Source organism: Plantactinospora sp. CNZ321, from assembly GCF_004217235.1.
Window position 1 is genome coordinate 6,838,868 of sequence record NZ_SHKQ01000001.1, and the last position, 25,085, is coordinate 6,863,952.

Genomic DNA, 25,085 nt, shown 5'->3' on the forward strand with positions numbered 1-25,085 from the left:
CCGCGAGTCGCCGGTTGCGGGCCGTGAGGACGACAGGCAACCGGTACGCTCAAACCGTGTCCTCGACCGCCACCGGCGAACAGCCCTCACCGCCGGCCGCCCGCCGTGGCTTGCTTCGCACCCTTCTGGACCGGTTCGGTCACCTGATCCGGGAGTTGGGCAAGTTCGGCGCGGTCGGCGGGGTCGCCTTCGCGGTCGACTTCGTGCTGTTCAACTACGCCAACGCGAGCCTCGGCTGGGAGACCCTCACGGCGAAGACGTTCTCCACGGTCATCGCCGCGACCGTCGCCTTCGTCGGCAACCGGTTCTGGACCTGGCGGCACCGGGAACGCTCCGGCATGGCCCGGGAATACTCGCTCTACTTCTTCTTCAACGCCGTCGGCCTGGGCATCGGCCTCGCCTGCCTGGCCATCAGCCACTACGGGTTGGGCAGCATCTGGCCGGGCGTGTTCAAGTCTCTGGTCGCCGACAACATCGCGGCCAACTTTATCGGCGCCGCGCTGGGCACCTTCTTCCGGTTCTGGTCGTACCGCCGGTTCGTCTTCGTGGGCCCGGCCGCCGCGGACGCACCGGACGTGATCACCCAGGGGCACAACCGACAGTGACCGGCGACCCGCCCTGTCCGGTCGACGCGCCCGGCACCCACATCTGCCCTTAAGGTGGTCGAATGCGTTTCGCCCGTCTGTTACCCGAGCGCTGGCAGAGGTTCCTGCGCGAGGTGCTGAAATTCGGCACCGTCGGGGGCGTCAACGCCGCCATCAACTACGCGGTGTTCAACGCCCTTGCGCTCACCGTGTTCGCCGACGGGCAACTCAAGGCGAACGTCATCGCCACGGTCGTCGCCACCATCTCGTCCTATCTGATGAATCGGCACTGGACCTATCGGGACCGGCCGAAATCGGCAATGCGGCGGGAGTACGCCCTCTTCTTCCTCTTCAACGGTGCCGGCCTGATCATCGAGCTGGGCGTACTGGCGCTGGCCAAGTACGGGTTCGGCATCAGCGGCCTGCTGGCCCTCAACGTCGCCAAGACGGTCGGCGTCGGGCTGGCCACCGTCTTCCGGTTCTGGTCCTATCGCACCTTCGTCTTCCGGAAGGCGTCGAGCACGCTGGCCGTCCCGACCGGGATCGGCGGGGTGTCCAGGACGTCCGGCCCGGGATCGGCCGGCGAGCCGGACGGCGACTTCCTGGCCGAGCTCGACCCGGTCGCCGAACTCGCCGAGGCGGTCGGTGAGCTGGTCGAGCCCGAGTCGACAGCCGGGGACCAGCCCACCCGGAGCCAACCCACCGGGGACCAGCCCACCCGGATCCAGCCCACCGGGGACCGACCTGCCGGGGTACCGGTCGGCTCCGCCCAGCCGATCGAGGTCCAGTTCGCCGAGACCATCGACGCCGCGCTGGAAACCGAACTCGCCGCCGAGTTGAACGCCGCCCCCCGGCGTTCGTCAGCCCGCTGAGCGACACGGTGAGCCGATCGGGTACCGGCGCGCCCGCCGAACTGTTCTTCGAGGATCTGACGCCCGGCCGCTCCTTCGACCTCGGGGTCACCGTGGTCGACGGGCGGGAAATGGTCGACTTCGCCCGGCGTTTCGACCCGCAGTGGTACCACGTCGACGAGGAACTGGCCCGACGCAGTCATCACGGTGGGCTGATCGCCAGCGGCTTCTTCACGGTCAGCCTCTTCATGCGGGCGTACGTCGACCACGTGCTGGCCCGGGCCGCCGGGGACGCCTCACCCGGGCTGGAGGAACTGCGCTGGCTGGCCCCGGTACGCGCCGGTGACCGGCTGGCGACCCGGCTGACCGTACTCGGCAGCAAGCCGTCGGTGGCACGGCCCGGCTTCGGCACCGTCACCCTGACCGCCAGCATGGACCGGCTGGACGACCAGGGCCAGCCGGAACGCGAGGTGCTGCGTACCCGCTTCCGGGGCTGGTTCCTGATGCGGCAACCGGTACCGCCGGGCTGACCTGCCCGGAAGCGGCCCCGACCGCCAGCCGGAAAAGGGTCCCTGCCGCCTACTTCGACTCCTCGCGCAGCGGCTTGCCCTCGGTCATGTCCGCCATGATCTCGCGCATCTCGTCGTCACCGAGCGAGTGCTTGTCGTGGTTGGCCTCCACGATCTCGTAGAGCATGGTCTGCACCCTCTCCACGCCCGGGATGTCCTCCAGCACCGACTGGCCCCGCTCACCGGCCGACTCGATGGTCAGCGTGCCGCAGCCGAGCAGGCGCTCGATGAACTTCTGATTCATCGAGTGGTCGTTGATCCGGCCCAACGGGATGTCCCGGCGGTCACGGGAGAGGACCCCCTTCTGCAGCAGTACCCGCTCGTTGGTGAACAGATAGTGCGTGGTCCGCCAGACCAGGTACGGCCAGATGCTCAGCCAGACCGCCAGCACCAGCGCAGCCGCCGCGATCACGTAGCCCAGAATCGTGCCCGCACCGGTCGACGGCAGCAGAACGAAGCCGGCGACCACCGCGGCGACGGCCAGGACCAGCACCACGACCGGTCGGATCAACGCCTTCCAGTGCGGGTGCAGGTGCGCTACGACATGCTCGTCCTTGGTGAGCACGTCCTCGGGAAAAGCCACCCCATCCTCCTCGTCCACAACCGTATGTCCGCGGTGACCGTAACGGTTCCGCGCCACGACCGTGGTATCCGGTATCGACTCTTTACCGAGGGGACCGATCAGGCCAGCATCACAGTGAACTTTTTTCAACCTGAACCGCGCGGCGCTCACGCACCGCGTCCGACCTTGCGCTCCGACGGACCGCAAGGGGAGGTTGAAAAAGGTTCAGTCAGCGCAGGTGCAGGACGTCACCGGCGGCGACCCGCCGTTCACCGTCGACGGTGCCGAGCACCAGTTGTCCGTCCGGGTCGACCGTCCTGGCGGTGCCGACCAGTTCCTCGCCGGCCGGCAGCAGCACCCGTACCTCGCGGCCGAGGGTCGCGCAGTTCCGCACGTACGCCTCGTGCAGGCCGCAGGTGAGCGCGTCGCCGCCGGCGGCGCGCCAGCGGCCGTACCAGCGGTCGATGCCGCGCAGCAGCGCCCGCAGCAGCGGGTCACGGTCGGTGGCCGCCGCGCCGGCCAGTTGCAGCGAGGTCGCGGGCAGTCCGGTCGGGTTGACCGGCAGCTCGTCCGCGCGCACCGTGACGTTCACGCCCAGGCCGAGCACCACCGCCGGGTCCGTCCCGCCGGCCGCGGAGACCCCTTCGGCCAGGATCCCGGCAGCTTTCGCCCCACCCGCCGCCCGCCCGTTCACCCGGCCGTCGCTGCCCGCCCGACCGCCGGTCGCCGCGTGATCATCGCTGGCCGCCCGATCGTTTGCGGCCGCCTGACCGATGCGGTCCGCTCCGGCCGGGGGCGGCTCTGCCACGGGGGCTCTGTCGCCCGGCTCGGGCCAGACCAGCAGGTCGTTCGGCCACTTCAGCGCGGAGTCCAGCTCGGCCAGCAGGTCCACCGCCTCCACCAGCGCCACGCCGGCCAGCAGCGGTAGCCAGCCATACCGGGGTGGCGGCACGGCGGGCCAGTTCCGGTCGGGTCCGGCCACGCCCGGCCGGAGCAGCACGCTGACCGCGAGCCCGGCCCGGGCCGGCGACTCCCAGGTACGTCCGCGTCGCCCCCGCCCTGCGGTCTGCCGCTCGGCGACCACGACCAGCCCTTCCGGCTCGCCGGCCCGGGCCGCCTCGGCCGCGTCGGCGTTCGTCGAACCGGTCTCGCGGTGCAGCACCAGCCGGGTCCAGAGGCTCTCCGGCGTGATCAGGGCCCGCTGGAGCCGCCGCGCGTCGAGCGGCGGACGATCCAGGTCGGTGTACGGCGATCCCGGCATCAGGCCAGCGTACGGGCCCGACCCCGCAAAGCCGGAGCCGACGCCCATCCGGAGCCGCGGCGGACGCCCCGCCCGGAGCCGGAGCCGACGCCCACCCGGGGCGGATGCCGGAGCCACCGTCGACCGCCGTCGGGGTGGTACGGCACACGCCCCCGCCCCTGGCGGTGTGGCCTGGGCACCGACCGTCGTTACGATCGCGGACGTGACTGGGCAGCCGAGTACCGCCGACATCGACCCCCACAGCACCGCCGGCCGCCTCGCGGACCTGGACCGACGGGTGGACGAGGCGGTGCACGCCGGCTCGGCCCGGGCGGTGGAGAAACAGCACGCCCGGGGCAAGAAGACCGCCCGGGAGCGGATCGAACTGCTCCTCGACCCGGGTTCCTTCGTCGAACTGGACGGGCTGGCCCGGCACCGCTCGACCAACTTCGGGCTGGACCGCACCCGACCGTACGGGGACGGCGTGGTGACCGGGTACGGCACCGTCGACGGCCGGCAGATCTGCGTCTTCGCCCAGGACTTCACGGTCTTCGGCGGTTCCCTCGGCGAGGTCTTCGGAGAGAAGATCGTCAAGGTGATGGACCTGGCGATGAAGATCGGCTGCCCGGTGGTCGGCATCAACGACTCCGGTGGCGCCCGGATCCAGGAGGGCGTGGTCAGCCTCGGCCTCTACGGCGAGATCTTCTTCCGCAATGTCCGCGCCTCCGGGGTGATCCCGCAGATCTCCCTGGTGATGGGGCCGTGCGCGGGTGGCGCCGTCTACTCCCCCGCGGTCACCGACTTCACCGTGATGGTCGACCAGACCTCGCACATGTTCATCACCGGTCCAGACGTGATCAAGACGGTGACCGGCGAGGACGTCGCGATGGAGGAGCTGGGCGGGGCGCGTACCCACAACACCCGCAGCGGCAACGCGCACTACCTGGCCGCCGACGAGGACGACGCGATCGACTACGTCAGGGCGCTGCTGTCGTACCTGCCGAGCAACAACCTCGACGAGGCTCCGGTCCTCGACGCACCGGCCGAGCTGGAGGTCACCGAGGTCGACCGGGACCTGGACACCCTGATCCCGGACTCGGCGAACCAGCCGTACGACATCCGCCAGGTGATCGAGCACGTCGTCGACGACGGGGATTTCCTGGAGGTCCAGCCGCTCTACGCGCAGAACATCGTGGTCGGCTTCGGCCGGGTCGAGGGGCGGCCGGTCGGGGTGGTGGCGAACCAGCCGATGCACTTCGCCGGCTGCCTGGACATCGCCGCCTCGGAGAAGGCCGCCCGGTTCGTCCGCACCTGCGACGCGTTCAACATCCCGGTACTCACCTTCGTGGACGTTCCCGGGTTCCTGCCCGGCACCGGCCAGGAGTGGGACGGCATCATCCGGCGGGGCGCCAAGCTGATCTACGCGTACGCCGAGGCGACCGTCCCGAAGGTCACCGTGATCACCCGGAAGGCGTACGGCGGGGCGTACGACGTGATGGGTTCCAAGCACCTCGGCGCGGATCTCAACTTCGCCTGGCCGACCGCGCAGATCGCGGTGATGGGGGCGCAGGGCGCGGTGAACATCCTCTACCGGGGTGAGTTGGCCGCCGCCGACGACCCGGCCGCCGTCCGGGCCGAGAAGATCCGGGAGTACGAGGACACCCTGGCCAACCCCTACGTGGCGGCCGAACGCGGGTACGTCGACGCGGTGATCCGGCCGGCGGAGACCAGGAGCCAGATCGTCCGGGCGCTCCGGACCCTCCGCAGCAAGCGGGAGACGCTGCCGGCCAAGAAGCACGGCAACATCCCGCTCTGATCCGGCCCCGCCGGAAGGGACGGTCTTCAGCCACCTGCACCGTGTCCTGGCAGGGCGGCGGTACCTCGGTCGGCTGGACCTTGCCGGACGCGAGATCGATGGCCGATACGCTAACCTGTGCGTCGACCTGCCACCGGTCAGCTGACCGACGTCCATGTCCGCCGACTCGACGTCGAGTACCAGGTCACCTGTGGACAACCGAACAACGGGGACGCGCTGTGCGAGAACAATACGGCCGCGACGACAACCTGGAACTTTCGAGGCTGGACTCACTCGGCGATTCCGATCGGCTGCGTGCGGATGCACGGCGAGAGCTGACGGAGGCCGGCGAACGTTTCGTACCGCCGGCCCACCACGAGGGCGCCGACCCGTCGGACTCGGTCTGGGTCACCGTCGACTCCGACGGTCGGGTGGAGAGCGTCGACATCAGCCGGCACTGGCTGGACCGGCTGGACGCGGAGGGCTTTCCATCCGCGCTCCACGCCGCGTACACCAGTGCGGTGCGAAAGCTGGTCAACGCCAGCGTGCTGGCCACCCTCGCGGCTCAGGAGGAGATCGGTCGGCATCCGTTCGCACCACCGAACCCGCCGGCCGGCCGGCCGACACCCACGCCCGAGCCACCGGCACCCGGTCCGGTGGACGAGCGGGACTGGCTCAGCCAGACCTGGCAGGCGATCGAGGACATCGACGAGCAGCTCCGGCGTCTGGACCAGATCAGCACGGACATCGAGTTCCGGGAGAGCCGGGAGAAGATTCTGACCAGCCCGGAGGGGCACCTCACCGCACGGATCAACGGCGGTGGGGTCACCACGATCACCGGCGATCCACAGAGCATCCGGAACGCCAGTACCGAGCAGTTGCGTCTGGCGGCTTTGGCCCTGTTCCGAGCCGCCGCCGAGGCCACCGAGAACTGATCCGGCTCGACCGAGAGGCAGAATCGCCATGTCAGAGGTGAGCGTCATCACCCGGGCGGTCTACAACGAAGGCAAGAAGTGGAAGCAGCTCTCCGACCAGATGGAGCCGATCAAGGCTGCGGTAGGCGGGCTCGACCTGAGCATGTCGGCGTTCTTCATCGGCGACGCCAACGCCGGGGGGCACTCCGCCGCGTACAACGGCTTCCAGTCGTTCATGGAGACCGTGCTCGCCGGCGCGGTGACCGAGTTCGAGCAGCTCGGCTTGGCACTCGACCGTATCGCCGACGCGTATGACCGGGCAGACGAGGTCGTCGCACTCAATCTGAACGAGATCTACACAGCGTAAGGGGAGAGGAACCGAAGTGGCGCCACCGGGGATTGGTGATCCGGCCGAGTACACCGGCCCGTTCAACACCGCGTTCAACCAGATCCGCGACGGAATCAAGAAAGCCGTCGACGGCTTCAACGACCTGGTAAGCAAGGTCAACAAGTGGGCCTGGGCGCTCGGCGCGGCGGCCCTGTGGTGGATCAAGAGCAAGCTCGACGCCGTCCGCGATGCCCTGGGCAAGGTGCTCGAAAAGGTCAAGTACGCGCTCGAGCACCAGACACCGGTGCTCTCGCTGATCAATATCAGCTTCCAGTGGGTCAAGCAGGTGAAGACGCCGGTCTCCGAGCTCTCGTTCAGCACCACGGAACCACGGGACGAGGACCTGGTCCGGTGGAGCGGCGACGCCGCGTCGGCATACACCCGGAAGGCCGGGCAGCAGAAGGCCGCGGTCGACGAGGCCGTCGGAAAGGCCGAGTTCATCAGCCAGTGGCTGTTCAAGATCGCCAAGGCGAACGTCGACTTCGCGGTCGAGCTGGCCAAAATCGTGACAGGTCTGGCCAAGCGGATCGTCGAGGCGGCTGCCGAGGCCGGTGGGGTCATCACGATTCCCCTGGTGGTGGAGACCCTCGGCGACGCGGTGGGCAGCCTGGTCGAGTCGGGTCTGAACACCCTACTCACGGTCGGTCAGCGGTTCGTCGACGCGCTCGGCAACATCCGGGATCTGGCCACCCAGGTCGGTGACCACTCGAAGCTCCCCGGCGGAAAGTGGCCCGAGGCGGTACGCGGCTGACGCTGGCGACGCTCGTCGAGGACTGACGGCGACGGCGACGCTCGGCCGAGGACGGGTCAGGGTACTTCGGCGAGCGTCGCGGTCAGCAGCTGCTTCACCTTCGCCGCCAGGACGTCCTTCGGAGTGAACTCCGTACCCCCCACCGCGAGCCACACCTTGAGCACCAGGTTGCCAGCCCGCGAGTGGATCATGTATTCGGACCGCTTCGCACCGGACTCCGACTGCTCGGTGAAGCCCTCGGCCTCCTCACCGATCCCGGCCACCGCGCCGTCCCGGCTCATCCCCGACACTCGTTGGGTGGCCCGATAGAGCCGCCCCGCCTCGTCGGGCGAGCCCAACGTCGACGCCTCGACCAGCAGACTCGCCTCATGGCCGCCACGGGCACGGAACTCGAAGAGACAGGCCGCACCCGGGGCTGAGGTGGGCTGCTTGGGGATCTTCTGCTGTACCGTCAGCGAAAGATCCGCCAGCGGCGCCAGGCTGGTCCGGGCACAGAGGTCCAACCCCACCGCGTCGTACGTCCGGCCGGGCCCATCGGGCGTGGCGCTGGTGTTCGGTACGGACTCCGTGCCGGCCGGCGGGCTGGGTGCCGCCGTCGGCTCCGCCGGACCGGTGGTGCAGGCGGTAGCGGTGAGGAGCCCGGCGAGCACCGCCAGCCCAGCCAGCTGCGCCCCACCCCGACCTCGGCCGGGAGACGCGTTTCGGCACGTACGAGATGCCTGACCCATGTCCACAAGGTACCCGTCCCCCGGTCAGCGCCGGATTTCACCTTCCACCCGAGCGCCGCCCGTCCTGGCTAGGGTGTCGGGCATGCCTAACCGGGAGACGCTGGAAACGATCGCGCGGAGCCGCACGGTCAGCGCGGAGCTGGTGCTTACCAACCTCGCCGAGCTGCGAGCGTACCCGTATCGGCATCTCGCGATCGCGGCGCGGCGTGGGGTCGGCCAGGAGCCCGTGACGTACGCCATGATGGCCGCGGAGACGCTCGCCCCGTACGGTTGGGAGCTGCTGAACGTCGCCGAGTTCGGCAGCAGTCGGGTCGTGTACGCCTTTCTCCGGCGCCGATAGTGCCGAGCATCCCGGGCTGCCCCAGATGTTCGCAACGGGCTGGTGGAGCGTCCCGGCTCCGACCCGTCAACCGGGCAGGCTGGCGGAAGTCAGTATCGGGCCGGTGAGCAGGGCGGCTCCGGCGAGCAGGGCGACCAGGTTGACCGCGCCGAAGACCCCGACCCAGGCCACGCCGGGCACCCGGGTGAGCCAGGCGAGCTGGTCCGCGTCCGACTGCGGCAGTTGGCCCCGCCGACGCAGCGTCTGGAGTTCACCGACCGGCCGTACGCCGCCGAGCAGCAGGAACCAGACCCCGGTGTACGCGAACGCGGCCTGGACGTCCGGCGAGGCCTTCCAGGAGACTCCGAGTACGACCCCGGTGGTGACCACGATCGAGATGATGCCGAAGACGTTGCGGATCATCACCAGCATGGCGAGCAGCAGCGCGACCGCGACCCAGAGCAGCAGGGTGATCCGGTTTCCGCCGAGCACCCAGGCACCGGCCAGTCCGATCAGCGAGGGTGCGAGATAGCCGGCCAGCAGGGTGAAAATCATTCCGGGGCCGGTCGGCCGACCCGCCGACAGGGTCAACCCGGAGGTGTCCGAATGCAGCCGGATGCCCTGGAGACGGCGTCCGGTGAGTACCGCCGCGAGCGCGTGCCCGCCCTCGTGCGCGATGGTGATGGCATTGCGCCCGACCCGCCAGGGCACCCGGGTGAGTACGACGGTGAGCGCGACCAGCCCGGTGATCAGGACCAGTAGCGGGGGTGGGTCCGGTTGTGCCCCGAAGAGCTTGTCCCAGAGGTCTGTCACGCCGTCCACTGACATCCGAGCGAGCCTAGCTCACGTCGCCAACGCCAGCGGGGGCCCGGCTTACTCATCGCCCCCGACGACGAAGACGCCCAGCCCAGGATGACCCTCCACCAGGCCCTTCGCCTTGAGCCAGTTGACCGCACCGCGCACCACGGTGATGGAAACACCGTATTGGGCTCGCAGCTCTGCTGTGCTCGGCAACCGGTCACCCGGCGCCAGCTTTCCCGATTCGATCTGCACGGTGATGTCGTTAATGATCTTTTGTGTCTTCGAGGTAGGCACAATGCACTCCCTGGTCCGCAGCCACATTTGATCACGCTGAACCGAGGGACCACAAGCATCACGAGGCATCAAGGTGCATATGGCCTTGCCTTGCCCTACCTTATGCATTAGGTTTTGGGAGCCGATTTCTCCTGGTCCGCAACCTGGTGGGGGTCGGTCTCCCCGCGCGGCGGCTCGTCTCTCTCCCCGACAGCCGGCGAGCCGCCGCGCGTCCCGCAACCGCCGGAGGTCCGCAATGGAACGCGACCGCTCCATGGCAGTCGTCGAACGACATCGGCCGGCACCACTCTGGCGACTACTCGGCATGTGGCGGTGCGTTGCCTGCCGGCGCCGCTGGCCCTGCCCGCGCTATCGCGACGCCCGCAGCAACCTGCTCGCCCATGACCGGCACGACATCGCGCAGGTGGCACGACGGTTGAACAGCCGCTGGCCGCACCCCTGAGACGAGTTGGCGGCAGCGGGACCTGTCATCCCTGTCCGGTCGATGACCGATCCGGCTGCCGCCATCCTCGTAGCCCGATCTCAACGAAGCTGACCGGCGGAGCCGCCCCGCGCTCGGCCCGTCGTCGATACGGCGACCCGGGCTGGCACCGCAGTCCGGTTCGGCATGCCTCGCCGCAGCAGCAGCCAAGCACCGACCGTAGCGACGGCCACGGTGACGACGCCGACGAGCGCGACCATTCCGACGCCCGCCACCAGCAGGGCGAGGTCGCCGATCGCCACGAGCATCCACAGTGCGACACTCGGCTTCGTCGCGTGATATCGGGAGCGCATCAGTCGTACCTCCTTCCGTCGAGATCACCACTACCCCGCCGGAAGTGAGGTCATACCTGTCAGCTCTTCGCGGGTTGGAACCCGTCGACGATGATCTGGAAGTTGGGGAGGTTCTCGTCCCACTCGTCTGCCGCGGTGTCCCAACGGATCGCATACGCCTTGTCAGGGGCCGTCACGAAGCCACGGTTACGGACATGGACCCGGACTCCATCCACAGTCTCCAACCAGTCCCAGTCGGCGCATTTGTCCCAGTAGTCCACCGCACGAATCTGCCCGACCCGCTGATAGTTGACCGTATTGTTCCGCCGGTAGCTCTCCTTGCTCTTCCAGTCGGCTACCGGATCAGGCTCAGGCCGGTTGGTCTGGTCGATGAGTAGCTGTCCCGGACCATCCGGGTCACGGAACCACACCCGGACAGCATCCGCCGCTGGCCCGGTCTTCTCCCGAGTCATCTTCCATCCCTCCGGAACCGGCACGGAGAAGTTCGTCGGGTCCCTGTGCATGCGCCAGCCAGGCGGTAGCTGCGGCTGATTGGGTTGACCGGTCGGGGTCGCCGAAGGCTGAGCCGACGGCGCGGTCGCAGCCGGAGTCGGCGTTGTTGGTGCCTTGGTACCGGCGGCGGTCGGCTCAACGGCCGAAGTCGAGCCCGTGGTGCCGCCGTTGTCGTCCTCCCCCGAACCACCGTTGGCCAGTGGCACGATCACGGCTAAGGCGAGCAGGAGCAGGACGACGAGCCCACCGAAAAGCCACATCCGTCGGTTGCCGGCCGGTAGGGCAGCCAACAAACCGCCACCGTTGCGGCCGCCCTCGTCGTACTCGATATCGCGGCCGGCGGGGACGGGTGCCTGGCCTACCGGTTGTGCCTCCGGGGCTACCAGCTCGGTAGGCGCGTCGTCGGGCTTCGGCTGCACCGCCGTGGGCGCCGGATCCGACTTCACCTTGGGCGCGTCGACCGACTCCCCGGGCACGACGACGACGGCCGGTTCGGTGGGCGGCCGGGCACCTGCCGAGCTGGCCGGTTTCTCCGGTGTCTCCGCCGGAGATGACTCCGCCGCCGGCTCCTCCTCCGCTGGCGGGGCAGGCAGCTTCGTCGTCTCGGCAGCCGGCAGCTTCGTGGTCTCCGCGACCGGCGGAGGAGCGGCCGGCAGCTTGGTCGTCTCGGAGGCCGGCGGCACCGAGCCAGCAGGGGGCGCGGCGGTCGGCGGGGTGGCGGGGGCCGGTCGGGGCGACGGCAACGGCACGATCCGGGTACGCGGTTCGCCCGGTTCGCGGGGGCCGTGCGGACCTGGTCGGCGTACCCCGTCAAGCAGTGACATCCCGGGGTTCCGGCGCCGGCCTGCCGCGCGCCGGAGCAACCGCTCCGCCACCTCGGCGTTGATCCGCGTCGTCGGGTCCTTGCGCAACAGGCCGGCGAGCACAGCCTTGAGCGGGCCGGCGCGGCGCGACACCGGCGGCGGTTCGGTGGCCAGTGCCGCCAGCGTCGCGATCGCGGACGGCCGGGCGAACGGCGACTGTCCCTCGACGGCGGCGTAGAGGGTCGCGCCCAGCGACCAGAGGTCACCCTCCGGCCCCGCCGTGCCGTCCCGCGCCCGCTCCGGTGCGATGTACGCGGGCGACCCCAGCACCAGTCCGGTACGGGTCACGTTCGGGTCCCCCGGCACGGTGGCCAGCCCGAAGTCGGTCAGCACCACCCGGCCGTCGTCGCCGAGCAGCACGTTGCCGGGCTTCACGTCCCGGTGCATCACCCCGGCCCGGTGCGCGGACTTCAGCGCGCCGAGCACCCCCAGGCCGATCTCGGCGGCCCGGGTCGGCGACACCGGCCCGTCGCTGGCCAGCGTGTCCTGCAAGGACCGCGACGGGACGTACTCCATGACGATCCAGGGATCACCATCGGTACGGAGTACGTCGAAGACCCGAACCACGTTCGCGTGGTTGAGCCGAGCGATCGCGCGCGCCTCGCGGAGCGAGCGCTCGCGCATCTCCCGGCGCTCGTCCTCGGTGAGCCCCGGCGGCGGGACCAGTTCCTTGATCGCGACGTCGCGGTGCAGCACCTCATCACGCGCCTTCCAGACCCGACCCATCCCACCCTGGCCGAGCGGCTCGACAAGTCGGTACCGGTCAGCGATGAGTTGCGGAGGCGCACTGGACACCCGTGGACGGTACCCAACGGCAACCAGCGTCACACCTTCGGCACGCCTATCTGGGACGCCCACCAACCGACGGGGGACGTACCCTGAATGCCATGGCTGACGAAGAGTCGCTGCTCCGGGTGGTCCGCGGCACCCCCACGCCGGAGGAGTTGGCCGCCCTGGTCGGGGCGATCTTCCTCCGGCCCCGACCGACCACATCGGCCCGACCCGGCACGCTGTCGACCTGGGCACGAAGAGGTCGTCCCGGTACGGTGTCCCCGTCCGGCATACCGGCCCGCATCGGCCGTGACGCCTGGCGGGTCTCAGGCCTTCCTCACTGACCTGCTCCGGGCGCCCGACGGGGCTGCCCACGCGGGCCCGTACCCACTAACCTTGATGTGGGGCAGTACGCAGTACCTGGGGAGAAGACGTGATACCTGATGAAGACCGCGGCCCTGCGTGGCTGCGCGACTACGGCGGGTCCATAGAAGCTGACATCCAGCGAATGGAAGAGTTCGCCAAGCAGCTCCTGGCGGAGGTTCAGAAGAACTACGTCCCGCACATGGAGGAAGTCCAGACGGACATGCTGCCCAACCTGCCCGCACCAAATGCGGGCTTCGCGGAGCTGGTGTCGTTCTTCGAGGCGCACCGGAACGTCCAGCAGGACACCTCGACACGGGTTTGGGACGTCGGCGACGGCACCGGCGGCCTCGCCATCGCCGCCGAAACCGTCAGTAAGAACTACAACAACTCCGATGCGTTCTCGCAGGCTCGGGTCCGCGACGTCGAGAACGCACTGAACCAAACCGGTGCAGCGGCACCGCCGCCACCCGGGTCACAGAACACGCCAGCGCCGCAGGGTGGCGCGGCGAACACGGGGAGTCCAGATGCTTGATGGCGGGGGCACCGGCCAGCTCGCCGGTACGACCAACTGGGTGTCACATAATGTGCGGCAGATGTGGAGTCTGGTGGAGAACCAGCAGACCGACACGCACTGGCAGCACGTCAGCGGCTGGCGGAAGACCTCCGAGCTCAGCTTGCTACACCTCTCGCGGCTGAAGCAGTACCGCGAGAACCTGGCCGAGGCTTGGCCGCCGGAGAAGAACGAGGCCTCGAAGGCGTACGTCGCGCGACTCGACTACCTCATCGAGACAGTGCAGGGCGTCTACGACACCGCCGCAGCGAACCAGCAGACCCTCACGGGTGTGACCCAGGCGATCTGGGAGTCGCGCAGGAATCTTGAGGAGATCCATCGGCAGTACCTCGCGAAGGAGCAGGCCAAGCAGCAGTACGACGCGGCAGTTACGGCGAACAACGGGCGGCCGCCCGCCGGTCAGCAGGCGACGACTCAAGCCGATCTGGAAGACCTGAACTGGCGCGCCCGCCACATCATGTACGGGCTGAGCAGCGAACTTGCCACCGCCCAGGTACAGCTCCGAAAGCCGCCGGTTTACAAGAACAACAAAACGGGCAGAGAGCAAGACCCGAATACCCCCGCCTCAGGCGGCAACGTGATGGGCGGCTCCGGCCCACCAGTCCTCCCACCAGTAGTGCCGGTTCCGGCAGGTGGTGGTGGCGTAGGCTATACCCCGTCGCCATCTTCGGCCGTCCACACCGTCGTCCCGACACCATTCCCTCCCGGTGCAGGTCCAATCCTGGGCGGCACTGGGCCGATAGCTCCCCCAGCAGTGCCGCCAACTCCACCGAGCCTCGTTCCGTCGCCCCCGCCCACCCCTGGCCCCAGTCTGCCCCCGGTTCCCCCTGGGTTGTTGCCAGGGGTCAAGCCATCAGCGCTACCCACTGGCTACCCCCCGACGTCGGTGATACCGCCGGGCAGTGGGCCGAACAAGCCAGGACTTGGCCCTGGGATAAGTCCCAGAGCTATGCCTCCGGGAGGGCTGATCGGTGGGCCACCGGGCGGAGGTCTCTCGCAACCCAGTTCTGGAATTGGGGGAGCTAGGCGCATCAATCCAGTTGGCGGTGTCATCGGTGGCAACGGCGCAGGCAAGACGCCACTCGGCGCTGGCCAGCGAGCCAGCACAGGCCTGAGTCGTGCCTCTATGAGTGACAGTCAGGCGGTCCGAGCGGGATCTGGCATACGAACCAGCAATCAGGGCAAGACTGAAGAAAACAGTCAGCATTGGGATCCGGATAATCCATGGGAAACCGATGATGGTGTAGCCCCGGTCATGATGCCGACCCGCGACAACCGCAGGATTGATCCGGGGCCGGCGATTGGCAATAGGCAGTGACTTTACGTAAGGTCCAGGCGGCCGTGGCGCTCCTCTTTGCCACGGCCGTCACCCTTCTGCCTTCGTCCCCCGCGAGCGCAGACCAGGCACGCAGGGATCAGTGGCACCTAGAGCAACTCAAGGTGACAGAGGCCCATAAGGTTACCCAAGGGGAAGGCGTTATCGTAGCGGTCATTGACAGCGGCGTTGAGCCCCATTCTGATCTGCGCAACAATCTGTTACGGGGAACCGCGACCTTCGCGGGAGGGTCAGGTGATGGTCGCCAGGATGGAGACCCGAACGGCCACGGAACCGCAATGGCTGGACTAATAGCAGCGCACGGCCGAGGTAGTAGCGGGGCACTTGGCATCGCCCCGAAAGCCAAGATACTACCCATTCGCGATGTGAAAAGGGACCAGGGAACGTCTGACGATACGGCGGCAGCGATCGAGTGGGCAATATCCAGAAGCGCCGACATCATCAGCCTATCTGCCAGCGTGGGCGCAACATCCCGTCTAAACGCAGCGGTTAGGGCAGCTCTAAAGGCAGATATCGTGGTCGTGGCTGCCGCAGGCAATCGACCTGGTGATCTCCTGATCCAGTTCCCGGCCGCTATTAAGGGCGTAGTAGCGGTCGGCGCAACTGACAAGTCCGGCAACCACGCGGCCGTATCAGTGACAGGTAGTCGACTAGCGATCAGCGCGCCTGGCGTAGGCGTCTACACCACTGCACGCGACGGAGGCTACAGAAGCGGTACGGGGACTTCCTTCTCGACTGCGATCGTGGCTGGGGCGGCTGCGCTCGTACGGAGCAAGTTTCCGGATCTGTCGGCGGAGGAAGTCGTACATCGACTGACTGCTACTGCTGACGACAAGGGTGCGCCGGGTAGGGACGAGGAGTACGGGTACGGCGTAGTCAACCTGGTCAAGGCGTTGACGGCCGACGTACCTCCGCTGGAGGGGGACGCCAACCCGAGCGCTAGCGCCGCGCCCAGCCTCAGTCAGACCCAGCCTGCCGCCAACGCGGCTCCCGAGCCGGAGGACAAGTCGGGCATCGGGTCGACGATTCTGATCGGTGTTCTGGTGGCTCTCGTCGTACTCGGCCTGGTGGTGACCCTCCTGGTGGTGTTCCTGGTCCGGCGGCGGCAGCAACCCCGCCGCTTCTAAACCGAACCCACCGAACCCCCGGCCCGATCGCGGCCAGCTCTCGTCGGGCCGGGTAGCGTTGGCCGTCGTGCACACGACAAACCGGCTTCGCCTGGTGCTCGCCTCGGCGAGCCCGGCCCGACGCAAGCTTCTACAGGCCGCCGGCATCGAGCCGGAGGTACTGGTCAGCGGGGTCGACGAATCGCGGGTGGACCCCTCGACTCCGGAGGCGCTGAGCCTCACGCTCGCCCAGTTGAAGGCGCGGGCGGTAGCCGGCAGTCTCAGCGCCCACTCGAACAGCGACCGCGCCCCCGACACCAACACCGGCGCCGGCACCGCCACCAAGACCGGCACCAACACGGGCGAGCCACGCCGTCCCGCCGGTACCGGCGGCGAGGACGCGAATGGTCTCCGTACCCTCGTCCTCGGGTGTGATTCGGTGCTCGCCTTCGGTGGGGAGATTCTCGGCAAGCCGGCCGATGCGGAAGAGGCGACCCGCCGCTGGCAGGCAATGCGGGGCAAGAGTGGCGTACTGCACACCGGGCACTGCCTGATCGACCTGTCGAATGGGCGCGAGGTTGCCCGGGTGGGCGCCACTACCGTCTACTTCGCCGAGGTCAGCGACGACGAGATCGCCGCGTACGTCGCGACGGGTGAGCCGTTGCAGGTGGCGGGCGCGTTCACCATCGACGGACTGGGTGGACCGTTCGTCGACGGGGTGGACGGCGATCCCGGAGCGGTGATCGGGCTCTCCCTGCCACTGTTTCGCAACCTGCTCGGCGAGTTTGACCTGCGGATCACCGACCTCTGGGCCGACCGGACGTCCCCGCCCGGGGCCGGCTCCGAGACGGCAGTGACGAGGGCAGCGAAGACGGTTGCCGACACACACTGACGAACCGCTATCGTCCGCCGGCAACCTGACATAGCGTCGAGCAGTGCCGCCCAAGTCGATCCCGCTCACCGATGACCTGCACGCGTACGTCCTGGCGCACGGCTCCCCGCCGGACGCCCTGGCTCGGGAGCTGATCGACGAGACCGTGTCCCTGCTTCCCGCCGACGCCGGGATGCAGATCGCTCCGGAGCAGGCCGGGTTGCTCACCTTCCTGACCCGGCTGGTGAACGCCCGGCAGGCGGTCGAGGTCGGCACCTTCACCGGCCTCTCCTCGCTGGCGATCGCCCGTGGTCTGCCCGCCGACGGCCGGTTGATCTGCTTCGACATCTCCGAGGAGTACACGGCGGTCGCCCGCCGTTACTGGGCGCGGGCCGGAGTCGACGACCGGACCGAGTTGCGGCTCGGCCCCGCCGCCGAGACTCTGCGGTCCCTACCGGTGGAGCCGCACCTCGACTTCGTCTTCGTCGACGCCGACAAGCCGGGCTATCCCCGCTACTGGGCCGAGTTGGTGCCGAGGATGCGTACCGGTGGGCTGATCGTGGTGGACAACGTGCTCCGAGGCGGTCGGATCCTGGCCCCGGAGACAGCGGCCGACCGGGCGGTCGCCGAGTTCAACGATGCGGTGCTGGAGGACGAGCGGGTCGATCTGGTGATGCTGCCGATCGCCGACGGCCTCACCCTGGCCCGCCGCCGCTGACCCACCAGAACAACTCCGCACAACGGGTGGGACCGGCGTCGAGGCGCCGGCTCCACCCGTACCCGATGAGGAGCTAGCGGACGCTTCGGGCGAACTCCCGCGCGGCCCAGACCACGGCGAGCGCCGTGATCACCGCCATCACCGACAGTCCCTGCCAGACGGCGTCGTTGCCGAGATCGCCGGCGAAGAGTGCCCGGGCGCCGTCGACCGCCCAGGAGAACGGGTTCCAGTCGGCGATCCCCTGCAACCAGCCGGGTGCGAAGCTCAGCGGCAGCAGGATGCCGGAGAGCAGCAGGACCGGCTGGGCGATCGTGTTCATCAGCGGCGCCAGCGCGTCCTCGCTCTTCACCACCAGTGCGATCCCGTACGACAGCGCCGACGTCATCAGCGCGATAAGGGCCAGCATCAGGTAGGCGAGCAGCAGGTCCCCGATGAAGACGGAGAGCCCGAAGGCGAGCGCCAGCAGGGTGATGATGATCGCCTGGGCGATCAGCGACACCACGTCGCGCAGCGATCGGCCGAGCAGCAGGGCGAGCCGGCTGACCGGGGTGACCCGGGACCGTTCGATCACCCCGGCCCGTAGCTCGGCGATCAGGCCGAAGCCCTGGAACAGCCCGCCGAAGATGGCGAGCAGCACCAGCAGGCCGGGCACGAAGATCCGGTACGCCTCGGCGTCGCTTGACGCCTGCAACGCGGGTTTGAGCAGTGGGGCGAAGAGCAGTAGGTACATCACCGGCTGGAAGATGCCGACGAAGAGCCAGACGGGCTGGCGGACCAGCAGCAGGAACTGCCGCTGAAAGATCAACCATGTGTCGCGGGCGAGTTTCATCACAGTTCTCCTGTTGGGCGTGCACGGCGAGCACTGAGGACTCGCGCGGCGAGAGGTCAGGACTCGCGCAGCGAGCGGCCGGTCTTGGTGAGGAACACGTCGTCGAGGCTGGGGCGGTGCAACTCGATCGAGCTGAGCGCGACGCCGGCGGCGTCGAGCACGCGGAGGATCTGGGGCATCTCCCGGGCCCCGTCGTTGACATAGAGCCGGAGCCCGCCGTCGTCGGAGCTCTCCAGCCTCGTCACGTACGGCTCGGTTTCCAGCACCTTGGCGGCGTCCTGGGCCGACCCCTCGATGGCGACCTGCACGACGTCGCCGGAGATCTCCCGCTTCAGCTCGGCCGGTGTCCCCTCGGCGACCACCTCGCCGTGGTCCATGATGGCGATCCGGTCGCAGAGCGCGTCCGCCTCGTCCAGGTAATGCGTGGTGATGAAGACGGTCATGCCCTGGGCCCGCAGCCGGCGGATCTCGTCCCACATGTGCGCCCGGCTCTGCGGGTCGAGGCCGGTGGTCGGCTCGTCCAGGAAGACGATCCTGGGTTCGTGGATGATGCCGAGGGCGATGTCGACCCGGCGGCGCTGACCGCCGGAGTACGTCTTGCACTTGCGGTCGGCGTACTCCGTGAGCTGGAACGCCTCCAGGGCGCGTACCGCGCGCCGGTGCGCCTCGGCTTTGCTCAGTCCGTACATCCGGGCGTGCAGCACCAGCTCCTCCCGGGCGGTCGACTCGTCCCAGGTGCTGCCGCCCTGGGCCACGTAGCCGATCCGTCGCCGCACCTCACCCGGGTTGGTCCGCAGGTCGACACCGGCGATGTGGGCTTCGCCACCGTCCGGTTCGATGAGCGTGGCGAGCATCCGCAGCGTGGTGGTCTTGCCCGCGCCGTTCGGGCCGAGGAAGCCGAAGATCTCGCCCTCGGCCACCACAAGGTCGACACCGCGGACCGCGTCGACCGACTTCTTCTCTCTGCCCTGTCGGGAGCGGAACGACTTCCGCAACCCTTTCGTCTCGATCATGCCTGCTCCTGGTCAGCCGGACCGGCATCCCACCGGCCCCTTCCCCCGGGGCACGCCAGAAGGCGCCCCACCGCAACGCTCTCGGAGGCTAACGCGATATAGCTCATCTAGTCAACATTGATTATTACGCGTCACCCGGCGATTCCTCGTCGTCCTGATCGCCGGCCATCGGGGCGTGCTGCGCCCAGTCGAGGTGCGGCCAGTCGAAGTTCTTCGCGTGTTCCTCCGGCAGGTACGTCACCCCGGCGTCGATCAGGTCGGCTATCCGCTCACACCAGCTGATCTCACCCTCCGCCCGGGCGATGGACAGCTGCCACATCCAGGAGACATGGACCGGCTTGTCCGTCTTCATCCAACCGGACTCCATCGCCGCCCGCAGGCTGTCGTTCATCGCCCGCAGCAGCCGGGCCCGGTTACGCAGCGCTGCGGACGCCTCCTCCCGGGGCAACGCCGGCAGGAAGGAGAAGGCCGCGAAGAACGGGTCGACCACCTCGCCGAGGTTCCACCAGTTTCCTCTGAGCAGGCCCTGGAACTCATCCTCGCCCTTCGGCGTGATCCCGTACGTGACCCGGGCCGGGCGGGCGCCGACCTGCTCGGTGGCCACCTCGCGCAACAGTCCCTCCTCGGTCAGCTTGCGCAGCGCGTGGTAGATCGACCCGGGCTGGACGTTCGCCCACTTGTCCGCGCTCCAGCTCAGCAGTTCGCGACGTACGTCATAGCCGTGCACCGGTTGCATCCACCGGACCAGGCCGAGAATCATCATTCGGGTAGCTGACACACCCAGAAGCGTAATAGCCAAAATTGAATAGTTGCCACCGCTGGCCCGGGCACCGGCCGAGCGGCCGGGCGGGGGGCCAGGTGGCCCCGGCCGCCCCACCCGGTGGCCGGACGGCCGAGGTCGTTGACAATGTCCCTGGCAGCGTCCCTGGCAAGATCCCTGGCCACGTCCCTGACAGCCGTCCTCGGCGGCCGGCGACGGTGGGGAGCGATTCGAGGAGGAACAGCCGCGTGCGCAAGGTACTGATCGCCAACCGAGGCGAGATCGCGGTCCGGGTCGTCCGCGGCTGCCGGGACGCCGGACTCGCCAGCGTCGCCGTCTACGCCGACTCCGACCGGGACGCGCTGCACGTCACCCTCGCCGACGAGGCGTACGCGCTCGGTGGCGAGACCGCGACCGAGACGTACCTGCGGATCGACAAGCTGCTCGACGTGGCCGCCCGGTCCGGCGCTGACGCCGTACACCCGGGTTACGGGTTTCTCTCGGAGAACGCGGACTTCGCGGCGGCGGTGATCGACGCCGGCCTGACCTGGATCGGGCCGAGCCCGCAGGCGATCCGCGACCTCGGTGACAAGGTCACCGCCCGACATCTCGCGCGGCGGGCCGGTGCTCCCCTGGTACCCGGCACCTCCGAGCCGGTGAGCGGGCCGGACGAGGTGCTGGCCTTCGCGGCCGAGCACGGTCTGCCGGTGGCGATCAAGGCAGCCTTCGGGGGCGGCGGCCGGGGCCTCAAGGTGGCCCGGACGGTGGAGGAGATTCCGGCGCTCTTCGAGTCGGCCACCCGGGAGGCGCTGGCCGCGTTCGGCCGGGGCGAGTGCTTCGTCGAGCGCTACCTGGACCGGCCCCGGCACGTCGAGGCGCAGGTCCTCGCCGACCAGCACGGCAACGTCGTGGTGGTCGGCACCCGGGACTGCTCGCTGCAGCGCCGCCACCAGAAACTCGTCGAGGAGGCGCCGGCGCCGTTCCTGACCGACGAGCAGCGCTCGAAGATCCACGCCAGCGCGAAGGCGATCTGCCGGGAGGCCGACTACCACGGCGCCGGCACCGTGGAGTACCTGGTCGGCGCGGACGGCACCGTTTCCTTCCTGGAGGTGAACACGCGCCTCCAGGTCGAACACCCGGTGACCGAGGAGACCGCCGGCATCGATCTGGTCCGGGAACAGTTCCGGATCGCGTCCGGCGAGAAGCTCCGGTTCGACGCCGATCCCGTCCCGCGCGGGCACTCGTTCGAGTTTCGGATCAACGGCGAGGACCCGGGCCGGAACTTCCTGCCGGCCCCCGGTGCGGTGACCGCGCTGCGGCTGCCCACCGGACCCGGCGTACGGGTGGACACCGGCATCGTGGCCGGGGACGTGGTCGGCGGCAACTTCGACTCGCTGCTCGCCAAGGTGATCGTCACCGGCGAGACCCGTACAGAGGCGCTGGAGCGCGCCCGTCGGGCTCTCGACGAGATGGTGGTGGACGGGATGGCCACCGCACTGCCGTTCCACCGGCTCGTCGTCCGGGACCCGGCCTTCACCTCCGCGCCGTTCGCCGTGCACACCAGGTGGATCGAGACCGAGTTCGACAACACCCTGCCGGCGTTCGCCGCCGCCGTGCCGGCCGACGAGCCGGCCGGGGCCCGGGAGACCGTCGTGGTCGAGGTCGGCGGCAAGCGGCTGGAGGTCAGTCTGCCGGCCGGCTACGGCACGGGTACCGCCCTGGCCGCCGGCCCGGGTACCTCCGGCGGGGCCACCCGGCGACCATCCCGGCGGGCTGGCCGGTCCGCCGCGTCCGGCGGAGCCGCCGCCGGAGGCGACGCGCTGACCTCCCCGATGCAGGGCACCATCGTCAAGATCGCGGTTGCCGACGGCGACACGGTAGCCGAGGGTGACCTGATCGTCGTGATGGAGGCGATGAAGATGGAGCAGCCGTTGCACGCGCACAAGGCCGGTGTGGTGCGCGAACTCGCCGCCGAGGTCGGCGCGGTCCTCACCGCTGGCGGCGTCGTCTGCCTCATCAACTGAGTACGAACCGCAGGCCGGCCCGGCTGGGCTGGACGGTCGGCCGCGGGCCGGTGCTCTCCGCTGACCGGAGAGGTCGGTCACTCGACCAGCGGGAGTGACCGGCCGGGTGGATCGCCCTCCGGCATGATGGCGAGGTGCGGTTCATCACCGGTGGGAAGCCCAGCCAGGACCTGACCTACAACGACGTCTTCCTGGCCCCGGTCCGGTCGGCCGTCGAGTCCCGGCTCGACGTCGACCTCGCCAGCAGTGACGGGACCGGCACGACGATCCCGATCGTGGTCTCCAACATGACGGCGGTGGCCGGCCGGCGGATGGCCGAGACGGTGGCCCGGCGCGGGGCACTCACCGTGCTGCCGCAGGACATCCCGATCGACGTGGTCGCCGAGGTGATCAGGTGGGTCAAGCAGCGGCACCTGGTGCACGACACGGCGATCGCGCTCGGCCCCACCGACACCGTCGGGGATGCCATCCACCTGCTGCCGAAGCGGTCGCACGGAGCGGTGATCGTGGTCGATCCGGATGGGCGGCCGGTCGGCGTGGTGACCGAGGCCGACACGGTCGGGGTGGACCGGTTCGCGCAGTTGCGGCATGTCATGTCCACCGAACTGCACACCGTGCCCGCCGAGTCCGATCCGCGCACCGGGTTCGACCGGCTGTCCCGGGGTCGCCGCCGGCTCGCTCCGGTGGTCGACGTCGACGGCCGGCTGGTCGGGGTGCTGACCCGGCGGGGCGCGCTGCGGGCCACGCTGTACCGGCCGGCGCTGGACGGCAGGGGCCGGCTGCGGATCGCGGCCGCGATCGGCATCAACGGCGACGTCGCCGGCAGGGCCGCCGCGCTCTTCGAGGCCGGGGTGGACACCCTGGTGGTGGACACCGCGCACGGCCACCAGGAACGGATGCTCCGGGCACTGCGGGCGGTACGCAGCCTCGATCCGCCGGTGCCGGTGGCCGCCGGCAACGTGGTCACCGCCGACGGGGTACGCGACCTGGTCGAGGCGGGGGCGGACATCGTCAAGGTCGGCGTGGGGCCGGGGGCGATGTGCACCACCCGGATGATGACCGGGGTCGGCCGGCCACAGTTCTCCGCGGTACTCGACTGCGCCGCCGCCGCCCGCGAACTGGGCCGGCACGTCTGGGCCGACGGCGGGGTGCGCCACCCGCGCGATGTCGCCCTGGCTCTGGCCGCCGGGGCGTCGAACGTGATGATCGGCACCTGGTTCGCCGGCACCTACGAGTCCCCCGGTGACCTCTACACCGATGCCGACGGACGGCGTTACAAGGAGAGCTTCGGCATGGCGTCGTCCCGGGCGGTCAGCGCGCGTACCGCCGAGGACAGCCCGTACGACCAGGCTCGGAAGGCGGTCTTCGAGGAGGGGATCTCCAGCGCCCGGATGTATCTCGACCCGAACCGGCCGGGCGTGGAGGACCTGATCGACGAGATCGTCGCCGGGGTACGCAGCGCGTGCACGTACGCCGGGGCGGCCGATCTCGCGGAGTTCCACGCCAACGCGGTGGTCGGGGTGCAGAGCGCCGCCGGCTACACCGAGGGGATGCCGCTGCCCACCAACTGGTGAACGCCGCCCAGCACCCGGTGGGCGCGGCCACTCACCGGTGAGGTGGCACCGGTCCCGGCCGCTCAGCCGAGGGGCGCGAAGAGTCGGCTGAGCACGAGCCTGGCGGCGGCCTCCGGATCTTCGCCGATCTGGTCGGTTCGGAGCGCCCTGCCGAGCCACAGGGTGGCGAAGCCGTGCGCGATCGACCAGGCGGCCAGCTCGGACTCTGCGGCCGCCGGGCCGACCGGCGCCGCCGGGAGCCCGGCAACCCCGGCCCGGAGGGCCGCCCGGGTCCGTTGTTGGGCGGCGGTGAGCCCGGCGTCGTCGCGGTGGAAGAGTTCCGGCCGGAACATCACCTCGAAGTGGGCGCGATGGCGCACCGCGAACATGACGTAGCCGACGCCGAGTTCGAGCAGACTGCCGCCGGACTCCTCTCCGACCCGGGCCAACGTGTCGGCCAGCATCTCGAATCCCTCGGTGGCGAACGCCGTCAGCAGCCCGGCCTTGTCGCCGAAGTGGTGCGCCGGTGCGGCGTGCGAGACGCCCGCCCGGCGGGCCAGGTCGCGCAGGCTGAGCCCGGCGGGACCGGAGTCCTCGATCGCGGTCGCCGCCGCGGTCAGCAGCGCGCGGCGCAGGTTTCCGTGATGGTAGGGCCGCCCTGCGGCATCCTCCTCGGTCATACCCGACAGCATATCTTTCTATTGACAAGATGCCGCCCGTCAGGCAATCTTGATAGTGACAAGTTCCCGACGTCGGATGGACGACCCACCATGGCGCCGCTGATCGCCCTCCTCGCCGGCTCGCTCGTCGCTCGACTCGCCGGACTCCTCGGCGTCGACGCGCTCGACGGCTGGCAGCCCGCACTCCGGATCGGGCTGGCACTGATGTTGCTGCTCACCGGGGCTGCGCACTTCACACCGAGCCACCGCCGCGACCTGATCGCGATGGTGCCGCCGGCACTGCCCAGGCCCGCCCTGCTGGTCACCGTGACCGGCGTACTGGAGCTGGCCGGCGTGGTCGGGCTACTCGTTCCGGCCAGCTCCCGCTGGGTCGCGGGTGGGTTGGCACTACTGATGATCGCGATGTTCCCGGCCAACGTCTCCGCCGCCCGCCGCAAGCTGACCCTGGCCGGCCGACCGGTCACCCCGCTCGGCATCCGCACGGCCCAACAGGTGCTCTACGTCGGCGTCGCCCTGCTCGTGCTCCTTCTCCCCCACTGACCGGGGGCCGCACCGAACTCCG

28 protein-coding genes and 2 pseudogenes are annotated in these 25,085 nt (G+C 69.4%); 18 read left to right on the top strand and 12 right to left on the bottom strand.

Annotated elements, in window-relative coordinates:
• The first annotated feature begins 56 nt into the window (after positions 1 to 56).
• The 3 genes from EV371_RS29665 (at position 57) to EV371_RS29675 (ending at position 1,965) form a co-directional block, all read left to right on the top strand.
• Positions 57 to 605: a GtrA family protein gene (locus EV371_RS29665; RefSeq protein WP_130464953.1), complete on the top strand. Its 549-nt coding sequence runs from the start codon at positions 57 to 59 to the stop codon at positions 603 to 605.
• A gap of 62 nt (positions 606 to 667) precedes the next feature.
• Positions 668 to 1,456 (top strand): GtrA family protein, encoded by a 789-nt coding sequence (locus EV371_RS29670; RefSeq protein WP_130464954.1) that lies wholly within the window; start codon positions 668 to 670, stop codon positions 1,454 to 1,456.
• 8 nt (positions 1,457 to 1,464) lie between these two features.
• A complete protein-coding gene (locus EV371_RS29675; protein ID WP_207230643.1) occupies positions 1,465 to 1,965 on the top strand; it encodes a MaoC/PaaZ C-terminal domain-containing protein in 501 nt (166 codons plus the stop codon).
• Between the two features lie 49 nt (positions 1,966 to 2,014).
• Here the strand turns inward: EV371_RS29675 and EV371_RS29680 are convergent, their stop codons facing one another.
• From EV371_RS29680 to EV371_RS29685, 3 genes and pseudogenes are all read right to left on the bottom strand, one after another.
• Positions 2,015 to 2,587: a PH domain-containing protein gene (locus EV371_RS29680; RefSeq protein ID WP_130464955.1), complete on the bottom strand. Its 573-nt coding sequence runs from the start codon at positions 2,585 to 2,587 to the stop codon at positions 2,015 to 2,017.
• 208 nt (positions 2,588 to 2,795) lie between these two features.
• Positions 2,796 to 2,933 (bottom strand): annotated as a pseudogene (locus tag EV371_RS34785) (biotin--[acetyl-CoA-carboxylase] ligase); the annotation flags it as partial.
• Positions 2,907 to 3,827, bottom strand: a pseudogene (locus tag EV371_RS29685) (biotin--[acetyl-CoA-carboxylase] ligase); the annotation flags it as partial. The pseudogenes EV371_RS29685 and EV371_RS34785, both read right to left, overlap by 27 nt.
• Before the next feature lie 202 nt (positions 3,828 to 4,029).
• Between EV371_RS29685 and EV371_RS29690 the strand changes: the two are divergent.
• From EV371_RS29690 to EV371_RS29705, 4 genes are all read left to right on the top strand, one after another.
• Entirely contained in the window at positions 4,030 to 5,622 is a 1,593-nt protein-coding gene (locus EV371_RS29690; RefSeq protein ID WP_349338031.1) for an acyl-CoA carboxylase subunit beta, read from the top strand.
• A 218-nt stretch (positions 5,623 to 5,840) separates the two neighbouring features.
• Complete coding sequence (locus EV371_RS29695) at positions 5,841 to 6,536, top strand: hypothetical protein (RefSeq protein WP_130464957.1); 696 nt, start codon at positions 5,841 to 5,843, stop codon at positions 6,534 to 6,536.
• 28 nt (positions 6,537 to 6,564) lie between these two features.
• Positions 6,565 to 6,882 (top strand): hypothetical protein, encoded by a 318-nt coding sequence (locus EV371_RS29700; protein ID WP_130464958.1) that lies wholly within the window; start codon positions 6,565 to 6,567, stop codon positions 6,880 to 6,882.
• Between the two features lie 16 nt (positions 6,883 to 6,898).
• A complete protein-coding gene (locus EV371_RS29705) occupies positions 6,899 to 7,654 on the top strand; it encodes a hypothetical protein (RefSeq protein WP_130464959.1) in 756 nt (251 codons plus the stop codon).
• Between the two features lie 56 nt (positions 7,655 to 7,710).
• Here the strand turns inward: EV371_RS29705 and EV371_RS34790 are convergent, their stop codons facing one another.
• Complete coding sequence (locus EV371_RS34790) at positions 7,711 to 8,382, bottom strand: hypothetical protein (protein WP_486484845.1); 672 nt, start codon at positions 8,380 to 8,382, stop codon at positions 7,711 to 7,713.
• An 82-nt stretch (positions 8,383 to 8,464) separates the two neighbouring features.
• Between EV371_RS34790 and EV371_RS29715 the strand changes: the two genes are divergently transcribed.
• Positions 8,465 to 8,722 (top strand): transcriptional regulator, encoded by a 258-nt coding sequence (locus tag EV371_RS29715; RefSeq protein WP_130464960.1) that lies wholly within the window; start codon positions 8,465 to 8,467, stop codon positions 8,720 to 8,722.
• 66 nt (positions 8,723 to 8,788) lie between these two features.
• On the opposite strand, the gene EV371_RS29720 is transcribed toward EV371_RS29715, so the two are convergent.
• Positions 8,789 to 9,529, bottom strand: coding sequence for a M50 family metallopeptidase (locus EV371_RS29720; protein WP_130464961.1), 741 nt, complete (start codon positions 9,527 to 9,529; stop codon positions 8,789 to 8,791).
• A 45-nt stretch (positions 9,530 to 9,574) separates the two neighbouring features.
• Positions 9,575 to 9,796, bottom strand: coding sequence for a winged helix-turn-helix domain-containing protein (locus EV371_RS29725; RefSeq protein ID WP_349338029.1), 222 nt, complete (start codon positions 9,794 to 9,796; stop codon positions 9,575 to 9,577).
• Positions 9,797 to 10,031: 235 nt separating this feature from the next.
• On the opposite strand from EV371_RS29725, the gene EV371_RS29730 reads away from it, so the two are divergent.
• Positions 10,032 to 10,238, top strand: coding sequence for a hypothetical protein (locus tag EV371_RS29730; protein ID WP_165436870.1), 207 nt, complete (start codon positions 10,032 to 10,034; stop codon positions 10,236 to 10,238).
• A gap of 80 nt (positions 10,239 to 10,318) precedes the next feature.
• On the opposite strand, the gene EV371_RS29735 is transcribed toward EV371_RS29730, so the two are convergent.
• Together EV371_RS29735 and EV371_RS29740 are read right to left on the bottom strand one after the other, a co-directional pair.
• Positions 10,319 to 10,570 (bottom strand): hypothetical protein, encoded by a 252-nt coding sequence (locus EV371_RS29735; RefSeq protein ID WP_130464964.1) that lies wholly within the window; start codon positions 10,568 to 10,570, stop codon positions 10,319 to 10,321.
• Positions 10,571 to 10,629: 59 nt separating this feature from the next.
• On the bottom strand, positions 10,630 to 12,720 hold the full coding sequence (locus EV371_RS29740; protein ID WP_130464965.1) for a serine/threonine-protein kinase: 2,091 nt from the start codon (positions 12,718 to 12,720) through the stop codon (positions 10,630 to 10,632).
• Between the two features lie 92 nt (positions 12,721 to 12,812).
• Between EV371_RS29740 and EV371_RS29745 the strand changes: the two genes are divergently transcribed.
• The 6 genes from EV371_RS29745 to EV371_RS29770 all read left to right on the top strand — a co-directional run bounded on the left by EV371_RS29745 (position 12,813) and on the right by EV371_RS29770 (position 17,664).
• The gene (locus tag EV371_RS29745) at positions 12,813 to 13,040 is read left to right on the top strand and encodes an acyl-CoA carboxylase epsilon subunit (RefSeq protein WP_130464966.1); all 228 of its coding nucleotides are present in this window, start codon (positions 12,813 to 12,815) and stop codon (positions 13,038 to 13,040) included.
• A 164-nt stretch (positions 13,041 to 13,204) separates the two neighbouring features.
• Positions 13,205 to 13,594 carry a hypothetical protein gene (locus EV371_RS29750; RefSeq protein ID WP_130464967.1) on the top strand — a complete coding sequence of 130 codons (390 nt, stop codon included), beginning with the start codon at positions 13,205 to 13,207 and terminating at the stop codon, positions 13,592 to 13,594.
• A 40-nt stretch (positions 13,595 to 13,634) separates the two neighbouring features.
• On the top strand, positions 13,635 to 14,951 hold the full coding sequence (locus EV371_RS29755; protein WP_130464968.1) for a hypothetical protein: 1,317 nt from the start codon (positions 13,635 to 13,637) through the stop codon (positions 14,949 to 14,951).
• Positions 14,952 to 15,073: 122 nt separating this feature from the next.
• Positions 15,074 to 16,096, top strand: coding sequence for a S8 family serine peptidase (locus EV371_RS29760; RefSeq protein ID WP_486484988.1), 1,023 nt, complete (start codon positions 15,074 to 15,076; stop codon positions 16,094 to 16,096).
• Between the two features lie 67 nt (positions 16,097 to 16,163).
• Entirely contained in the window at positions 16,164 to 16,967 is an 804-nt protein-coding gene (locus tag EV371_RS29765) for a Maf-like protein (RefSeq protein ID WP_130464970.1), read from the top strand.
• A 43-nt stretch (positions 16,968 to 17,010) separates the two neighbouring features.
• Complete coding sequence (locus EV371_RS29770) at positions 17,011 to 17,664, top strand: class I SAM-dependent methyltransferase (RefSeq protein WP_130464971.1); 654 nt, start codon at positions 17,011 to 17,013, stop codon at positions 17,662 to 17,664.
• A 73-nt stretch (positions 17,665 to 17,737) separates the two neighbouring features.
• Here EV371_RS29770 and EV371_RS29775 read toward each other — a convergent pair whose 3' ends face one another.
• The 3 genes from EV371_RS29775 to EV371_RS29785 all read right to left on the bottom strand — a co-directional run bounded on the left by EV371_RS29775 (position 17,738) and on the right by EV371_RS29785 (position 20,269).
• Positions 17,738 to 18,493 (bottom strand): ABC transporter permease, encoded by a 756-nt coding sequence (locus tag EV371_RS29775; protein WP_130464972.1) that lies wholly within the window; start codon positions 18,491 to 18,493, stop codon positions 17,738 to 17,740.
• A 56-nt stretch (positions 18,494 to 18,549) separates the two neighbouring features.
• Positions 18,550 to 19,506, bottom strand: coding sequence for an ATP-binding cassette domain-containing protein (locus EV371_RS29780; RefSeq protein ID WP_130464973.1), 957 nt, complete (start codon positions 19,504 to 19,506; stop codon positions 18,550 to 18,552).
• 124 nt (positions 19,507 to 19,630) lie between these two features.
• Positions 19,631 to 20,269, bottom strand: coding sequence for a helix-turn-helix transcriptional regulator (locus EV371_RS29785; RefSeq protein WP_130466314.1), 639 nt, complete (start codon positions 20,267 to 20,269; stop codon positions 19,631 to 19,633).
• A 245-nt stretch (positions 20,270 to 20,514) separates the two neighbouring features.
• Here EV371_RS29785 and EV371_RS29790 point away from each other — a divergent pair, with 245 nt between their 5' ends.
• Together EV371_RS29790 and EV371_RS29795 are read left to right on the top strand one after the other, a co-directional pair.
• Complete coding sequence (locus tag EV371_RS29790; RefSeq protein ID WP_130464974.1) at positions 20,515 to 22,290, top strand: ATP-binding protein; 1,776 nt, start codon at positions 20,515 to 20,517, stop codon at positions 22,288 to 22,290.
• 134 nt (positions 22,291 to 22,424) lie between these two features.
• Complete coding sequence (locus tag EV371_RS29795) at positions 22,425 to 23,864, top strand: GuaB1 family IMP dehydrogenase-related protein (protein ID WP_130464975.1); 1,440 nt, start codon at positions 22,425 to 22,427, stop codon at positions 23,862 to 23,864.
• A gap of 62 nt (positions 23,865 to 23,926) precedes the next feature.
• Here the strand turns inward: EV371_RS29795 and EV371_RS29800 are convergent, their stop codons facing one another.
• The gene (locus EV371_RS29800) at positions 23,927 to 24,523 is read right to left on the bottom strand and encodes a TetR/AcrR family transcriptional regulator (RefSeq protein WP_130464976.1); all 597 of its coding nucleotides are present in this window, start codon (positions 24,521 to 24,523) and stop codon (positions 23,927 to 23,929) included.
• A gap of 90 nt (positions 24,524 to 24,613) precedes the next feature.
• Between EV371_RS29800 and EV371_RS29805 the strand changes: the two genes are divergently transcribed.
• Positions 24,614 to 25,063: a DoxX family membrane protein gene (locus EV371_RS29805; protein ID WP_130464977.1), complete on the top strand. Its 450-nt coding sequence runs from the start codon at positions 24,614 to 24,616 to the stop codon at positions 25,061 to 25,063.
• Positions 25,064 to 25,085: the final 22 nt, after the last annotated feature.

Bases quoted from the DNA above. Each gene is read 5' to 3' on its own strand.
- EV371_RS29670 (WP_130464954.1), top strand. From the start codon at position 668: ATGCGTTTCGCCCGTCTGTTACCCGAGCGCTGGCAGAGGTTCCTGCGC.
- EV371_RS29700 (WP_130464958.1), top strand. From the start codon at position 6,565: ATGTCAGAGGTGAGCGTCATCACCCGGGCGGTCTACAACGAAGGCAAG.
- EV371_RS34790 (WP_486484845.1), bottom strand. From the start codon at position 8,382: ATGGGTCAGGCATCTCGTACGTGCCGAAACGCGTCTCCCGGCCGAGGT.
- EV371_RS29715 (WP_130464960.1), top strand. From the start codon at position 8,465: ATGCCTAACCGGGAGACGCTGGAAACGATCGCGCGGAGCCGCACGGTC.
- EV371_RS29720 (WP_130464961.1), bottom strand. From the start codon at position 9,529: ATGTCAGTGGACGGCGTGACAGACCTCTGGGACAAGCTCTTCGGGGCA.
- EV371_RS29730 (WP_165436870.1), top strand. From the start codon at position 10,032: ATGGAACGCGACCGCTCCATGGCAGTCGTCGAACGACATCGGCCGGCA.
- EV371_RS29735 (WP_130464964.1), bottom strand. From the start codon at position 10,570: ATGCGCTCCCGATATCACGCGACGAAGCCGAGTGTCGCACTGTGGATG.
- EV371_RS29745 (WP_130464966.1), top strand. From the start codon at position 12,813: ATGGCTGACGAAGAGTCGCTGCTCCGGGTGGTCCGCGGCACCCCCACG.
- EV371_RS29750 (WP_130464967.1), top strand. From the start codon at position 13,205: ATGGAAGAGTTCGCCAAGCAGCTCCTGGCGGAGGTTCAGAAGAACTAC.
- EV371_RS29775 (WP_130464972.1), bottom strand. From the start codon at position 18,493: ATGAAACTCGCCCGCGACACATGGTTGATCTTTCAGCGGCAGTTCCTG.
- EV371_RS29780 (WP_130464973.1), bottom strand. From the start codon at position 19,506: ATGATCGAGACGAAAGGGTTGCGGAAGTCGTTCCGCTCCCGACAGGGC.
- EV371_RS29785 (WP_130466314.1), bottom strand. From the start codon at position 20,269: ATGATGATTCTCGGCCTGGTCCGGTGGATGCAACCGGTGCACGGCTAT.
- EV371_RS29800 (WP_130464976.1), bottom strand. From the start codon at position 24,523: ATGACCGAGGAGGATGCCGCAGGGCGGCCCTACCATCACGGAAACCTG.
- EV371_RS29805 (WP_130464977.1), top strand. From the start codon at position 24,614: ATGGCGCCGCTGATCGCCCTCCTCGCCGGCTCGCTCGTCGCTCGACTC.